15 protein-coding genes are annotated in these 16215 nt (G+C 37.6%); 5 read left to right on the top strand and 10 right to left on the bottom strand.

Features of this window, described 5'->3' with window-relative positions; all coding sequences use genetic code 11:
• Positions 1-296: 296 nt before the first annotated feature.
• The 7 genes from FLK20_RS08390 to fni form a co-directional block, all read right to left on the bottom strand.
• Positions 297-1265, bottom strand: a complete 969-nt coding sequence (locus tag FLK20_RS08390; protein WP_152656110.1) for a siderophore ABC transporter substrate-binding protein — start codon at positions 1263-1265, stop codon at positions 297-299.
• Between the two features lie 186 nt (positions 1266-1451).
• On the bottom strand, positions 1452-2207 hold the full coding sequence (locus tag FLK20_RS08385; protein ID WP_152656109.1) for an iron ABC transporter ATP-binding protein: 756 nt from the start codon (positions 2205-2207) through the stop codon (positions 1452-1454).
• Complete coding sequence (locus FLK20_RS08380) at positions 2201-3151, bottom strand: iron chelate uptake ABC transporter family permease subunit (RefSeq protein WP_152656108.1); 951 nt, start codon at positions 3149-3151, stop codon at positions 2201-2203. Before FLK20_RS08380 ends, FLK20_RS08385 begins: the two co-directional genes overlap by 7 nt.
• Complete coding sequence (locus tag FLK20_RS08375) at positions 3141-4094, bottom strand: ABC transporter permease (RefSeq protein WP_152656107.1); 954 nt, start codon at positions 4092-4094, stop codon at positions 3141-3143. Before FLK20_RS08375 ends, FLK20_RS08380 begins: the two co-directional genes overlap by 11 nt.
• Positions 4095-4425: 331 nt before the next feature.
• On the bottom strand, positions 4426-5142 hold the full coding sequence (locus FLK20_RS08370) for a DsbA family oxidoreductase (RefSeq protein WP_152656106.1): 717 nt from the start codon (positions 5140-5142) through the stop codon (positions 4426-4428).
• Between the two features lie 76 nt (positions 5143-5218).
• Positions 5219-5668, bottom strand: coding sequence for a DUF2188 domain-containing protein (locus FLK20_RS08365; RefSeq protein ID WP_152656105.1), 450 nt, complete (start codon positions 5666-5668; stop codon positions 5219-5221).
• Positions 5669-5760: 92 nt separating this feature from the next.
• Entirely contained in the window at positions 5761-6810 is a 1050-nt protein-coding gene (gene fni / locus FLK20_RS08360; RefSeq protein WP_152656104.1) for a type 2 isopentenyl-diphosphate Delta-isomerase, read from the bottom strand.
• Positions 6811-7100: 290 nt separating this feature from the next.
• Here fni and FLK20_RS08355 point away from each other — a divergent pair, with 290 nt between their 5' ends.
• From FLK20_RS08355 to FLK20_RS08340, 4 genes are all read left to right on the top strand, one after another.
• Positions 7101-7643 carry an HD domain-containing protein gene (locus FLK20_RS08355; RefSeq protein WP_152656103.1) on the top strand — a complete coding sequence of 181 codons (543 nt, stop codon included), beginning with the start codon at positions 7101-7103 and terminating at the stop codon, positions 7641-7643.
• A gap of 301 nt (positions 7644-7944) precedes the next feature.
• Entirely contained in the window at positions 7945-8703 is a 759-nt protein-coding gene (locus tag FLK20_RS08350; protein WP_194165578.1) for a GntR family transcriptional regulator, read from the top strand.
• Between the two features lie 213 nt (positions 8704-8916).
• Positions 8917-9756 carry a beta/alpha barrel domain-containing protein gene (locus FLK20_RS08345; RefSeq protein ID WP_152656101.1) on the top strand — a complete coding sequence of 280 codons (840 nt, stop codon included), beginning with the start codon at positions 8917-8919 and terminating at the stop codon, positions 9754-9756.
• Between the two features lie 131 nt (positions 9757-9887).
• A complete protein-coding gene (locus tag FLK20_RS08340; protein WP_152656100.1) occupies positions 9888-11441 on the top strand; it encodes a PTS sugar transporter in 1554 nt (517 codons plus the stop codon).
• Between the two features lie 147 nt (positions 11442-11588).
• Here the strand turns inward: FLK20_RS08340 and FLK20_RS08335 are convergent, their stop codons facing one another.
• The 3 genes from FLK20_RS08335 to FLK20_RS08325 all read right to left on the bottom strand — a co-directional run bounded on the left by FLK20_RS08335 (position 11589) and on the right by FLK20_RS08325 (position 14008).
• Complete coding sequence (locus tag FLK20_RS08335; RefSeq protein ID WP_152656099.1) at positions 11589-12413, bottom strand: aldo/keto reductase; 825 nt, start codon at positions 12411-12413, stop codon at positions 11589-11591.
• A 190-nt stretch (positions 12414-12603) separates the two neighbouring features.
• On the bottom strand, positions 12604-13173 hold the full coding sequence (locus tag FLK20_RS08330) for a DNA-3-methyladenine glycosylase I (protein ID WP_152656187.1): 570 nt from the start codon (positions 13171-13173) through the stop codon (positions 12604-12606).
• Positions 13166-14008, bottom strand: a complete 843-nt coding sequence (locus FLK20_RS08325; RefSeq protein WP_152656098.1) for a sulfurtransferase — start codon at positions 14006-14008, stop codon at positions 13166-13168. Before FLK20_RS08325 ends, FLK20_RS08330 begins: the two co-directional genes overlap by 8 nt.
• Before the next feature lie 271 nt (positions 14009-14279).
• Between FLK20_RS08325 and pepT the strand changes: the two genes are divergently transcribed.
• On the top strand, positions 14280-15512 hold the full coding sequence (gene pepT, locus FLK20_RS08320) for a peptidase T (protein WP_152656097.1): 1233 nt from the start codon (positions 14280-14282) through the stop codon (positions 15510-15512).
• The last annotated feature ends 703 nt before the right edge of the window (positions 15513-16215 follow it).

The following is a 16215-nucleotide window of genomic DNA, read 5'->3' as shown; positions in this document are numbered from 1 at the left end:
GTTAATTAACCTTTTGGGTAACGAAGAAAAAACAAGAGATTAATTTCTTTGTTGTCAGGCCTTTTAACCGATAAACATTTCAACTTTTTTCCTTTATCATCTAATCGCTCCTATAAAATATTTTTATACCTATATCTGTTTATCCATTTGAAGATACATGATATGGTCAGCTGATTAGTTGCATTTTTCATTTTAGAGATGAATCAGTACTAATTTGCCTTTAGAAACGTTAAAGCAATTAAAATAAAGCTAAGAAAAACTCCCGGCTAAAAATATAACCGGGAGTTTTTCTTAGCTTATTCTAAGCTTGCATCAATTTCATTAATCATCTCTTGAACAGATGTTAATCCGCCGCCGGACAGATACCATACATCCGGGTTCAAGTAGAAGATACGATCATTTTTATATGCTTCTGTATTTGCAGTTAAATCATTTTCTACTAAATCGGAAGTGTTTGTTTCACCATCTGTAGCAACCGCTGCACCACGGTCAATCACATAAAGCGTATCTGGATTTTCTTCCATCACATATTCAAATGATACATTCATTCCATGTGTAGAAGCCTCGATATCTTCATCAGCAGCAGACACACCGAACACATCATGAATAATTCCGAAACGGGAATTTTGTCCATATGCACTGATTTTATCATCATTTGCTAGGATGATTAGTGCATCTCCGGCATTCCCTGCTTTATCATTTAATGCTGCAATATTATCTTCAATGGTTTGCAGCTCTTCGCTGACCTGGTCATCAACATCAAAAATCTGTCCAACTTTATGCATGTTTTCCTCAAAGGAATCCATATATCTTGTTGTATCTACACCTAAATGAACAGTTGGTCCAAGCTTTTGTAATTCCTCATAGCTGTCTGCTTGGCGGCCTGAAATAATGATTAAGTCGGGATCGATTTCAGCGATTTTTTCAAAATCAGGCTCTTTTAATCCGCCAATATTTTCATATTCATCACTTTCATATTTCTCCAAATAAGCAGGAATATTTCCTGATTTTGCTACTCCTTCTACAGGAATATCTAATTTATCCAATGTATCTAAAATACCGAAGTCAAATACAATTACTTTTTCCGGATTCACAGGAACTTCTGTTTCTCCTAATTCATGCTCTATTGTTACTGTTTGCTCTTCTTGAGCATCACCGTCAGAACCATTGTCTCCTTCTGCATTATTAGATTCATCTGATGATCCACATGCTGCCATTATAAGCAGGAAAACTGCCAGCATTAAAAATAATAATGATTTTTTCATGTTATTTATCTCCTTATTGTATCAACCTTTTTATATCGTCATATTAAAAATGTAATATGACCTTTTAAATATTTTATAAGCAAAGTTGTTTACCTGTTTTCTTATTTACGTTAGAATAGAATACGAGCTTGGTTCCTTTAGTATCTATTGATATTAAAGGGCCTTTTTTATTGTTTCTTTATTAAGTTAGAAATAAACGCATATTTTTCTTTCATCTATTTCTTTAATATCAATATCCATATCATAGATATCCTTTAACACACATTGGTCAATCACGTCACAAGTTCTTCCTTGTTTAACAATTTTGCCATCCTTTAATGCGACAATGTGATCGGAATAACAGGAAGCAAAGTTAATATCATGGATAACAAGAAGAATCGTCTTTCCCATTTCATTGACAAGATTGCGCAATGTCTTCATAATTTGCACAGAGTGACGCATGTCTAAGTTATTCAATGGTTCATCCAACAGGATGTATTCTGTATCCTGTGCAATAACCATCGCAATATGCGCACGCTGACGTTGTCCCCCACTCAGTTCATCCAAGTACTTATCCTGTATGTCGCGGAGTTCCATATAATCAATGGCTTCATCAATTTTCTCTTCATCCACCTTTGTTAATCTTCCTTGTGAATAAGGGAATCTGCCAAATGATACAAGCTCACGAATCGTTAATTTTAAATTAACAGCATTCGTTTGCTTCAAAATCGATATTTTCTTAGCCATTTCATTATTCTTCGTCTGCATAATATCCTTGCCATCGATGGTAATCGCTCCATCGTCCTTGGAAATAAGACGGCTGATCATCGATACAAGCGTACTTTTCCCGGCACCATTGGGACCAATAAAAGAGGTTATTGTTCCTTTTTCAATGTCTAACGACACATCCTCTATAACCTTTCTTTGATTATAGGCTTTGAAAACATTCTTGAGTTTTACCATTTTCGATTCTCCTTTAACAACAGGTATATAAAGTATAATCCGCCAATAAAATTAATGATAACACTAATCGTTGTACTGAAGGTAAACAGACGCTCAACGAGAAACTGCCCGCCGACAAGAGCAATCATACTGACAAGCACTGCTCCCAATATAATATAAAAATGACGATAGGTCTTCATTAATTCATACGAAACATTCACCACGAGTAGTCCTAAAAATGTAATCGGACCAATTAAAGCAGTTGCTACTGAGATAAGAATAACAACGATAATAAGCAGTCTTTTCACAACGTAATGATAAGGAACACCTAAATTGATTGCCTCTTCTCTGCCAAGGGATAAGACATCTAAGTATTTGTAAAAACGCATAAAGTAGATAAATGTTATGGCTATAATCCCTATGGAGATATAAAGCAAATCAGTATTCACATTGTTAATACTTGCAAACATTCGATCCTGAACCATCATAAATTCATTGGGATCAATTAAAACCTGCATAAAATCTGTAAAGCTTCCAAAGAAGGTACCTAAAATCATTCCGATTAACAATAGAAAATAAATATTATTCTTTTCACCTTTAAACAAAAATTGATAAAGAAATAATGAAAAGAGAATCATACCGGCAATTGAAATCAGATAATTTACAGAGCCACCTAAGAGCACCATCATATTCGAACCAAAGAAGAAGATAATAATGGTTTGAATTAGCATATATAAAGAATCTAAACCTAAAACACTTGGTGTCAAAATACGGTTATTGGTAGTCGTCATAAAAATGGTTGTTGCAAATGCAATAGCTCCCCCGGTTAAACAAATGGCAAGTAAATTCAGTAAGCGTCTAGGTAATACATAACCAATATTTCCAGTTAAACCGTAAAACACATACAATGCCATCAAAATAACTGCAATAACAGCGAGTATCCATGTTTTCATTTTATAACCCATATTTTCTCCTCCTTAACAGAAGGAAAATAAACACAGCACTTCCAATAACTCCCACTGTCAGGCTGATTGGAATTTCATATGGGTAAATGACAATCCTTCCAATAATGTCACAGAACAGAACGAATACAGCTCCGAGTAAAGCAGTATGCAGCAATGTCCTTTTTAAATGGTCACCCTGATAGATGGCAACAATATTAGGGATAATCAATCCTAAAAAAGGAATCACACCCACCGTTAAGACAACAGAAGCCGTAACAAGTGCACTGATAACTAACCCGATATTCACCACTTGTCTGTAATTCAGTCCAAGATTCTTTGCGAAATCCTCGCCCATACCGGCTATCGTAAACTTATTCGCAAAAATATAAGCGAGAATCAGGATTGGAATACTAACCAGCATTAATTCGTAAGTCCCACTCATAATCATGGAAAAATCGCCTTGCATCCAGGATGACATATTTTGTACTAAATCATTCTGGTATGCGATAAAGGTCGAAATAGAGCTGATAATATTCCCAAACATAAGACCAATCAATGGAATGAAGATGGCATCTTTAAATTTAACCTTTTCCAAAATCTTCATAAATATGAGCGTTCCTAGTAAAGCGAATACAAATGATATTGTCATTTGCAGAAGCGGACTTGCTGCAGTAAATAACATTAATGACACAAGAATCCCGAGTCTGGCGGCATCCATTGTCCCCGCTGTTGTTGGGGACACAAAACGGTTTCTGCTCAGCTGCTGCATAATCAGACCGACAATACTCATGCTTGCTCCAGCTACTAAAATACTAATCAGCCGGGGAAGACGACTTGTTAGCAAAACCTGCTGCTGCGTCTCTGAAAGGTTAAAAATATGTTTTGGTGACAAATCGGTTACTCCTAAAAAAACAGAAGTAAACGAAAAGAGAATTAATAATGTAACCAAGTGCCAAATCTTCATAACATGCAAAGCCTTTCCCGACAGAAGTTCATCAAACTTCTTTATCCTGTATTTCATTCAAACTGAACCCAGATAATAATTATTATCAAATTCTAATCGTTCTAAATAAGAATGATATTCATTATCAATTAGATGACAATACCTAGTATACCAAAATTTCAGCCAGCGTCAATGAAAGATTCATATAAATGTCGTGATAATCAAAAAAACTGCCAATAATGACAGTTTTTTTGATTATTCCGTTCAATTTTTTGTCAAAATTATCGCACTGCAACGGTTTTAGGGGTACTTACTTTTCATAAAACCGGAGCACCTGAAGCGTATTCCAGCTTTATTTATGCTCACATCCGTCACCTGTACAATAGGATGTTTGATTCTCATTTGGATTCAATGATTGCAAAACAGGCTTTTGCTGCTCTTCCTGCCACACCTTTTCAAGCACTTGCGTAAATGTTTGCTCCGGCTGCGCACCAGACACAGCATATTTCTCATTAAATACAAAGAATGGTACACCCTGGACACCCAGTTGTTTTGCTAAGTCAATATCCTCATTGACTTTATTGCGAAATTTACAGCCATCCAATACCTGTTCTGTATCTTTACGATCCAAGCCGATTTCTTCCGCTAACCGTATCAGTGTATTTTTATCACTTATAAGTTCAGAATCTGTAAAATAAGCCTGAAAGAAACGCTCAGTCAGTTCAAGCCCTTTGTCATTCTCTGCCGCTAACTTCGCAATTCGATGCGCATCAAATGTATTACTGTATTTCATCGTATCAAAATGGTAGGTTAAACCAACTTCTGTTGCCTGATCCGCTACCTGTTTATTCATAGCATATACCTGTTCTAAAGAAATACCTTTCAACTCAGAAAATGTCTCGGCATAGTTTTTTTCCGGGATATACGAAGCAGTTGGATCAAGCTGATAGCTTCTATACTGAACTGCTACTTGATCTCGTTGAGGAAATTTCTGCAAAGCATGTTCAAACCGGCGTTTTCCAATATAGCAAAATGGACATACAAAATCAGACCAAATTTCAACTTTCATATATGTTCACCTCAATTTCCTCACTTATTTTAGCACAAGGAAACCCGGGAACAAAGTAATCTGCACTCATTTTCAATTAGTAATTTCTTGTATCTTCTACCGTTCCATCTGCCCGATAAATCGTTAAGGAAGTCCCTTTGTTTTTTGCAATTTCTGCAGCTCTTTCCACAGCCCCATTTTTCGTATCATAAACTTCACTGGCCTGACTGGAACCTGAAGATGCTACAGCCCAGCCTTCATCATGCTTATAGACTTCTTCTCCCTCTTCCAGCCGCTCCGGATTATTTGTTTTCTCTTTCCCTTCCTTAGAGCGCTGTGTTGGTTTTCCGCCTTTTTCATAGCTGTGAATCTCTTCTTCATCCGCATTTTGATACCATTCCTTAGCCTGCTCAATAGCTATCGGAATAGCCCGTCCTTCCTTATAACCATCATCAAGCATAGAATTGGCAATATCTATTGCTTTTTTGCGGACAGGCTTGTCCAGATTTTTCATAGATTCGGGATAATCATTTAATGTCCAAACCATAAGGATACCTCCTTTTACTTGGAGTTTTCCCTTTTCAAAATACGTAAAACATCTTTATTCATGAAAAAACGCAGGATTTCTCCCACGTCTCTTTATGCATCTAAAAGCGATCTTCCATTAATGGATACACGCTTCGTATTTTTCAGTTCCTGCAAATTGACAGCTCCAATACCAAACATGGTCATCTTCAGCTCTAATTCTAATTGTTCCATTGTTTGAACAACAGCTTCTTCAGATTCTGTCGCTGCTTGAAGCAAATGTCTCGCATAACCAATTATATCGGCACCGATTGTAATTGCTTTGGCCGCATCCACCCCTGTTTTCATACCGCCGCTTGCGACAAGCGGTGCTTCAGGAAGCCGGCTGCGTACAGATACAAGACAATCCTTGGTTGGATTTCCCCAGTTATTAAACGCTTCTGCAGCTGCCTTCTTTAACGAATCCTTTGAGCGCAGCTTTTCCACCTGGCTCCAGGATGTCCCGCCGGCTCCAGCCACATCAATATAGGAAATCCCTGCATCATAAAGCCTTTTTGCAGCTTCTCCATCGATACCAAATCCTACTTCTTTGACACCGACTGGTGCTTCCACCTGCTTACAAACCTGCTCTATCTTTGGTAATAAATCCTTAAAATTCAAATCTCCACCGTCTTGTACAGCTTCTTGAAGAGAATTTAAATGGAGAACAATAGAATCAGCCTCTGTTTTATCAATAATCTGCTGACATTCTTCTGCACCGTACCCATAATTTAATTGAACAGCTCCAATATTTACAATCAATGGCACTGTTGGAGCCTGTTGACGGATAAGAAATGACTCTTTATGCTGGTCACTTTCTAAAAATGCTCTTGTTGAACCAATTGCTAATGCCCAGCCTTTTTGCTCTGCCGCCAAAGCTAAATTTTGGTTAATTGTTGTCGCCAGCTCTGAACCGCCTGTCATGGAACTGACAAGAAACGGTGCCTGTAAAGCTTTGTTTAAAAATGACGTTTCCAATGAAATATCAGCAAAGTCGATCTCCGGCAAAGCATTATGAAGAAAATGAATTCCTTCCAGCCCGGTTGATTTATTAACACCCTCTACCTCTCCCTCAAGGCAAAGACGGATATGTTCTGTTTTACGTTGGTTAATTCCTTTTTCCATGAATGTCCCTCGCTTATCTCAATTTATCACAATATTTTTTCAGCAGAGTGTGTAACGGCAATTTCAACTCTTCATCCTCTCCTGGAAAAATAAATAGATATGCGTGTTTATTTTTAACTTTCCTCAGCTACCTTTACATTCTAGTGTACTTGTTTCCTGCAATAAATGAAAGGCAAATGAACTTGTTTGAAAAGACACATGTGTATTTACCTCTCATTATGAAAAAAATCAGATTATACCTGCATTTTCTGTTATAATAATACTACTTATTTATGTTTTGGGAGGAAATAATGAAAAAAGAAGACGCAAAAGCTTTTGCTACAAAAGCACATCAAGGACAGGTACGTAAAAACTGCAATGAGCCTTACATCACGCATCCTATTCGTGTTGCAGAGCGTTTAGAAAAAGAAGGCTGTTCAGATGATTTAATTAGTGCCGGCTATTTACATGACGTTGTAGAAGATACAAATGTCAGTATTGGGGACATTGAACAGCGATTCGGGAAAGAGGTTGCGGATCTTGTCGCTTCACATACAGAGGATAAGTCAAAGTCATGGCGGGAAAGAAAAAAGGCAACTGTAGATCATTTGAGAGATGCTCCCAAAGAAGTGAAATATCTGATTATTGCTGATAAATTAGATAATCTTCTGGAACTGGAGAAAGAGCATAAAGAACTTGGGGATGATATCTGGAAGAACTTCAATGCCGGCTATGACCAGCAAAAATGGTATAACCAGGCTATTGCTGAACAAATGTATGCCAATTTAACAGCAGCTGAAATTCCGCCATACTTTAGAGAGTTTGAGCAAGCGGTAAAACGTTTTTTTAAATAAAAGAAATTGCATAACCTGACTGTTTAACGCATTTCAAATAATTTTAATTAAGGAATTCATTAATTCTATTGAGAAAAGGAAACTTTTGCTTTTCTTCCACCAGAGATATAGAAACATAGACAGCAAGTCGCCTGCCAGTTTTTCAGCTTAAACAGATTTGTTGTTCTTCTCTTTTTATGAAATGCAGGTTACGGAGATAATTCGGCATGAACAGCTTTGCAGAATGATAAGTTTTTTCCAATTAGAATTGGTGTTTATGTCAGTTATATATACATATCAACGTTTAATGAAAGGTGTACTTATGGATATAAATAATTTTACTTTAAATAAAAATGGCGGTCCTATTTATAAGCAAGTCTATTCGTGGCTAAAAGACTTGATAGAAAATGGAAAGTTAGGCCCTGGGGAACAACTTCCTCCTGAAACCCTGTTAAGCAGTGATTTAAACGTTAGCAGACATACTATCCGGAAAGTGATGGACATTCTGACAAATGAAGGTTATCTGTATAGACAGCCGGGAAAAGGAACTTTTGTAAACTATAGAAAATCAAATTATAAATTGACCTATTTGAATAGTTTCTCTGAGCAAATGAAGGAGTTAAACAAAGTTCCCTCTGCAAAGGTGCTGGAAATAGAGAATAATTTAAAACCAAGTCAGTCACTTAAAGAAAAATTAAATTTATCTCAATTTGAACGGCTAACAAGGATTTATCGTCTCCGGTTCGCTGATGGGAAGCCTATGTCATTGGAAGAAGTATATTTAAGCAGCAATTTAGCTCCAGGTCTAACGGAGATGGATCTCGATAATAATTCTTTATATACAATATTGGAAAATGACTATAAGTTAACGATAAAACATGCTGATATGAAATTGGGAGCAGTTGCAGCCAGCAATGATCAGGCGGAGCATTTACAAGTAAAGCCAAATTCTCCTTTAGTTTTTATGGAAAGCTTAGCCTATTTGACAAACCAAAAACCGGCATTTATCACTTTTGCCAGATATCCATTTGATCGATATATTTTTACATTAAGTCTCCCCCGTGACAATGGTCATCTATAAAACAAAATTTCCTTCTCTATTTGGAGGCGGAAGCTTACCGGCGTTTCTCTGTGATAAATCTTGTTTAAATACTCCTAAAAAACTATTTCGTTGTTAACTAACGAAATAGTTTTTTATTTATAATATCTGTTGACAAATAAAAAAGGACTGTGTATATTAAAAACATAAATGTACGCACATTTAAAGTACGTATATTAAAAAGGGAGCGATTACATGTTTATTGGAGATATGAATAAAAAAAGAAAAAACGCAATGGCCAGAGTTTGGCAGGCAATTGAAGAGCATGGTGGACAAACCATATTAAGTACTGGTATAACGGGTGATGATGCAAGGCTTGCAAAAGCAGCTGTAGACGGCGGGGCAAAATTACTTGAACCGAATCATCCTGCACTGGCATTAGCACGCGGGTACAAAGGCGTTACTTCCATGCATGATGCCGAAAATTTACGACATGAAATTGATATCGCTGACATAGCTAAAGCAACACAAGGTGTGCGCAATGTGGTAGGTTCCGAACCTTTTATTACGGTTGGTGTTCCTGGAGGCTTTACAGAGCTAGTTCCTGTAGAATTAAGTGATAATGAAATTAAATTGCTGGCAACTCATGGTGCTGATGGCATGCATACGCATAAATCCAATTTCACAGATCTTGAGGAAATTGTCGAATTAGCACATAAATATGGTTTAACTGTAGATGCTTATATCGGTCATCCTGATGACCTGCATACATTTGGAATTCCTGCTGAAACGCCGGAAGAGGTAGCTGAGGTTGCAAAACGAATGGAAAGTATAGGCGTAGACATGATTGGTCTTATGACAGGAATGAGCTATGAAGGGGTAGCAGCTGGTGAAATTCCTCAAATAATTAAAGAAAGACTGCACGCACTTGTCTCCTCTGTTCAAGTTCCAACGCTGGCAGAAGGTGGAATAAACCTTGAAAACTCAAAAGCATTTAAAAATACTGGCGTCCAAATTTTAGTTGTAGGAACATCGATTGATAACGTTGTACAAGATGCAGCAAAAAATGTCATCAAGCAATTCTTAGAAGTGTAGGCTTCTGCTCAGAACTTTTATAATCGTATTGGTTTTACCTTCATCTACTGCTCAGGCAATAACCCTTTGCACACGGCCTGAGCAATAGATAAAAAATAAAAGAACATTTTTTATAATCAGGAGGAATTCCCTTGAAAAATATCGCTATTTTAGGAAGCAGTGGAGGTAATTTATTTAATTTAGGCGGAAAGGATCCTTTTAAGCTTTTAGAAGAGATTTTTAATCAATGTAAAAGTACTGACATCAATGTAAGCGCTGTACAATTCATTGGTGCAGAAGTTTCCATGGATAATGCAAAAGCTTCATCAAAAGCTTCTTTATTTGTATTAAACGATCAAAAGGTAGAGATCGTGTACAAAGGCACATTGAAGGAAACGAATGAAGCAGCATTACAAGAAGATGACAAGATTGCCAATGAAATTAAAAATGGTCATATAGATGGTTTAATCATCATGAGCATTGATCCTAAAAACACAAATAAACTTGCTATTCAAGCCGCAGTCGAGAAGAAAATTCCGATTGTAGGAACCGGCGGAACTGCTATGGCAACAGTCAGCTCAGACGGAGGCAATGTCATTTCAACCTCCGGGACCACTGGAACTACAAATAGAACAAGGGCGATTTCTTTTGTTTCTTCTTTAGCGAAACATTGGAAAATGAACTTCCGTCCGGCTTTCACAAGCTCGGCTGGAAACACTGTTGAACGTTCCAGCTCCAATCCCTTCAAAAGAATCAATATTAAAGGGATTATGACTTCCTCTTTACCTGCATTTATTTCACTGGCTTTAATTCTAGCTCTTAGCCAGATCCCAATATTTGAAGGTCTTGGAGATGTTTTCGATATTATCATTGGTGCTCTTCCCGTTGTTCTTGCAGTAGTTGCTGCTAAACAAGTTTCCGATTTAGATGAAGTTTCCATCGTTGCCGGGGTAATTGCCGGGGTTCTATCTGTCGAGGGCGGAATTATCGGCGGGATTATTGCCGGGATTATGGCTGGATTATTAGTAGAGTTTCTGTTTATAAAATTTATCCAGCTCAAATTTCCGATGACTACTGTTAATATTTTTGCAGCCGGATTATCAGGAATTATATCCGGGCTTATTGTCTACTATCTATTGGGACCAATCGCTCTCAGTGCAGGAGAATTTATTAAATTTGCCATCGAACAAGCTATTAATTTCAATTCCGTTCTTGCCGGCATGCTGGCTGGTTTACTTATATGGCCGGCAATTCTGGGCGGGGTTTACCATGCTGCTATTTTACCGATTGTTTTATTTGAAATGGAAAGAGCCGGTGTCAGCTTCCTGGGCGCTATTGATATGGTAGCTCTTGTTATGGTTGCAGCAGGAATAAACCTAGCAAATATTTTATTTCCAAAACAGAAAGATGCTATTCCTGTAGCTACATCCGGATTCTTAATTAATTTAGGCTTTGGAACTTTTGTAGAATCAGCTTATCCTTTTATGTTTTCAAACAAGATTATCTTTGGAGGAGCCATTTTTTCAGCCGGGTTAGGTGGCGCTTTAGTAGGCTTCTTTAATGTCAGAGGTACTGCATATGTACCAACATTTGTAGCTCCGTTTGCTTCTACCAATTTAATGGGGCTTATAATAGCAATGGTTGTTACTCTGACAAGTGCGTTTATTATTACAGTCATTGCGAATAAATTATTATTTAAAAAATAAAATGAATTTTCATTATACAAAAGTGCTGAAGGAACTACAGTTGTACCTTGCGACTTATATATCCTGTTCAGACATTTATCATTAAAAAATACCTTCCTGATAGCTTTTACAGCATATCAGGAAGGTATTTTCTTCATAACCGGTAAATTAACGATTATTCATTTCATTTGGATGTGATCCACTTCTGATATTTCGATCTAATGAACCAATAACATTCATCTCTTCTTCACTTAATTCAAAATCAAACACATCCAAATTCTCTTCAATCCGAGAAGGTGTGACGGATTTTGGAATAACAATCATATCCGATTGCAGATGCCAGCGAAGAATAACCTGTGCAATGGTTTTGCCTTTCTTCTTAGCCAACTGCTGTAATTCTTCATTTTGTAATACATCTTTCCCATTCATCAGCGGGCTGTATGCTTCTACATGAATACCTTTTTCTTTACAAAATGCCCGTAATTCTTTTTGCTGCAGGTAAGGATGGCATTCTACCTGGTTCACAGCCGGTACTATTTCACATTCATTTAATAAACGTTCTAAATGCTCGATTTCAAAGTTGCATACACCAATTGCTTTCGCTTTTCCGTCTTTGTAGATCTTTTCTAACGCTTTATACGTATCAATATATTGATCGTATGCCGGTGTAGGCCAATGAACTAGGTATAAATCTACATAATCTGTTCCTAATCTTTCCAGGCTTGCATCAAATGCTTTTAAGGTTTCTTCATACCCATGATCAGCATTCCATACTTTTGTTGTGAGAAAGATTTCTTCGCGTGGAACACCACTATTTGTAATAGCTTGTCCAACACCTTCTTCATTCCCATAAACTTTTGCTGTATCCAGTGAACGATAACCGGACTTTAACGCATGCTCTACAGCGGGGATGGCTTCCTTATTTTCTACCTTCCAGACACCAAAACCAAGCTGCGGCATTTCCAGCCCATTATTAAGCGTAACGTAGTTCATATTCTTAAGTCTCCTCCTGCAAGTTATTTTATTTCTGTTTCGTCAGATCAGATGCATGCTTTTCAATTAATTCATTTTGATTTTACAATAATAGACAGGTAAAGCAAAGAAAAGTGCTTCTTATGCTTAAAGCACGTGTACTTCCCTGAAAAATGCGAGCTGTAAAATTATTTTCACGAATCACTGCACTTTATTTTTTATTTCCGCTTAAAAAACAGTTTGTCGTATGATCATTTACCATGCCTGTTGCCTGCATAAACGAGTAACAGATCACCGGGCCGACAAAGGAAAATCCTCTCTTCTTTAAATCTTTGCTTATTTGTTTGGATAAATCTGTCTGAGCAGGGACATCTTCATGCTTTTCCCACCGATTCACAATAGGCGTTCTGTCAACAAACCCCCAAATATATTGATCAAATGATCCAAATTCCTTCTGAACCTGTTCAAACGCGATCGCATTTTTAATCACTGATTCGATTTTCCGCCTGTTTCGGATGATTCCTTCATCCTGCATCAATGCTTCTACTTTTTCTTCTGAATAACCAGCAATAATCGCTGGCTCAAAGTTATCAAAAGCCCGGCGGTAATTTTCCCGGCGCTTTAAAATCGTAACCCAGCTTAATCCAGCCTGTGCACCTTCCAAGATCAGCATCTCAAATAAATAGCGATCATCATCAAAGACAGGATGCCCCCACTCTTTATCATGGTAAGCAATATAAACAGGGTCTTCACTCACCCAGGCACAGCGCTCTTTATTCATCCTCTTCACCAACAGCTACCTCATTCTTTTCATAAGAAATCCAGTCGCTGAAGCTGCCTGGATACAGCTTTACATTTTTAAAGCCGGCATTGTCCAATGCAAGGATATTCGGACAGGCTGAAACACCTGAGCCGCAGGAAACAATAATTTCCGCATCCTGATCTAATTCAGAGAAATGCTCTCTTAGCTGCTCTGCGTTTTTCCAAGTACCATCTTCTTTTAAAACGCCCTTCCAAAAATAATTTACTGCTCCCGGTATATGACCCGCTCGAGCATACATTGGTTCCTCATCCCCTAAATACCTTGCACGTGCCCTTGCATCAATAATCGTTGTTTCTGGAGAGCCGATTTTTTCCTTGACCTCTTCCATGGAAACATAGCGATTTTCCTTTTTATTGCTTCGAAAGATTGTTGGCTGAAGATTCGGAACTGCTGTTGTCAGTTCGCCTCCTTCCGCGATCCAACGATCTAAGCCGCCATCTAAAATATATACTTTTTCATGTCCCAAATAGTCTAGCAGCCACCAGAAACGCGGTGCGAACATATCATTTCCCTGATCATATACAACAACCGCAGTATCATTGGAGATACCCAATTTCCCAAGTTTATTTGCAAACAAATCCCAGTCAGGTAAAGGGTGATTTCCGCCATGCTTACCCGCTTTTCCAGATAAATCTCTATTTAAATCCATATAAACAGAACCAGGTAAATGGCCTTGTAAATAAGCCTTTCGCCCAGCATCAGCATCCATTAAATTAAATCGTACATCGACAATAACAATATTACCTTGTGTTAAACGTTTCTTTAATCTTTCTACGCTAATGATGTTTTTCAAAATCTAACCCTCCCATTTGCTATTTTCTCTAATCATATCATTCCCTGTTTATTTTAACAGAAAAAATTCCCCTAAAGAATATATATGAATAATAGGAACAAAGAAAGGGTAAAGCAGCCTGTTACTTAAACTAGCCCCTAAAAGATTCTAATACGGATTTTATTTTGATTGTGGTAAAATATACAAGGAAACGTGAAATTTAGAATTGCAGTAATTTTCACCTCCATACCATTTTTAACAAAATAAAATCTACTTAGAAGGAGTTTTATTAATGAAGGAACAACTAATCAAACGCCTGGAAACTTACGCAAAAATAGATACTCAATCGGATATGATGTCTGAAACAACGCCTTCTACTCCAGGACAATGGGATTTAATTAAGCTATTGGAAAACGAACTGAAGGAAATTGGACTGGAAGAAGTATCTTATGATGAAAATGGTTATTTAATGGCTACCCTGCCAGCTAACACAGATAAGGAGATTCCAGCGATTGGTTTCCTTGCCCATGTGGATACAGCTACGGACTTCACTGGAAAAGGTGTATCACCAAAGGTCATCAATTATGAAGGCGGAGATATTGTATTGAATGAATCTTTACAAGTCATTCTTTCTCCGGAAAACTTTCCGGAGCTTTCCCATTATAAAGGACATCAATTAATGGTTACAGATGGAACAACGCTGCTTGGTGCTGATGATAAAGCTGGCATCGCTGAAATTATGACAGCAGTTGAATACTTAAAGAATCACCCTGAAATCAAGCATGGGAAAATTCGTGTTGCGTTTACACCAGATGAAGAGATTGGGCGCGGTCCGCATAAATTTGACGTAGAACGCTTTGGCTGTGACTATGCATATACCGTAGATGGCGGTCCATTAGGTGAGCTGCAATATGAAAGCTTTAACGCGGCAGCTGCCAGAGTTACCTTTTATGGAAACAGCGTTCATCCGGGAACAGCAAAAAATAAAATGGTAAACGCCGGAAAAATAGCTGGACAATTCATTTGCAAATTTCCTGATGCAGAGTCTCCAGAGCATACAGAAGGATACGAAGGCTTTTATCATCTTATCTCTGTCGAAGGTGATGTTGAAAAAACAACTGTATACTATATCATCCGTGATCATGACCGGGAAAAATTTGAAACCCGTAAAAATACACTTAAACAATATGTTGAAGAAATACAGAGCAGATATGGAGAAAAAGCTGTTCAATTAGAAATGGATGACCAATACTATAATATGCGTGAAAAAATCGAACCGGTCAAACATATTGTAGATATTGCGGAACAGGCTATTAAAAACCTTGATATTGAGCCGATTATCCAGCCTGTTCGCGGAGGTACAGACGGTTCACAAATTTCGTTTATGGGATTGCCGACGCCGAACCTGTTTACAGGCGGGGAAAACTTCCATGGTAAATTTGAATATATTTCTATCGATAATATGGAAAAAGCGGCAAAGGTAATTGTAGAAATCAGCCGGTTATTTGCTGAAAGAACAAAGTAAGGCTCCTTTTTTTATTTGTCTAAGGCATGCTGCATCTGTGCTCCCAAAATGTTTTGGGCAGGCTAGTAATGATAGCCTCCTCTAAAAGGTTCTGCCTTTCCCAGATTAGATTATACCTTTGAAACGATCATATTCATTTTAAGAAAATGCTTTCCCAATAAAATAGGGAGAGCATTTTTTATAGTTCAAATAAATCATTATTTCTCCAGCAGGCATTTCTTTTTATCACTTCTCCCTTTCTCCATTTTTTTCATACTTATATTCTGAGATAACACTCCTTTTAGTCAGATTTATTTCCCTGCTATGACTTCCTTGAAATTTATCCTTCACTTTCCTTTCTTTTTCACTTCCATACGTCATATAATAAATATGACTACACCATATGCCCTTGCTGGGTAAGCATGTATTGTCTGCATCAGCACAATTTGAAGAATACAAGTGCCAGTTTACCGACCTGCTCTTTTACACTTTAAGTATAAGGAATTTAAGAACTAAAGGGCGACGGACATGATGTCCTAGTATTGCTGGTCATACGACGTGTCTATACTTAGTCGATGAAAGACCAGCGGTTTTCATGGAGCGAGTAATCGCAGCCCCGGTCCCAGTCCCAACGAAGGCGACCAATCCTGTGCTTTCAAGCTTGGCTTGCCAAGTTTTCTTTATTTTTTTGATATTATTGTTGCAAAAACTGAAACTAAATTAT

Origin of the sequence: Oceanobacillus sp. CFH 90083 (assembly GCF_009389585.1) — a bacterium.
In the GTDB taxonomy this organism is placed as follows: Bacteria; Bacillota; Bacilli; order Bacillales; family Amphibacillaceae; genus Oceanobacillus.
Note: the sequence above shows the minus strand (reverse complement) of the source record. Positions and strands in the feature narration are given on the sequence as shown.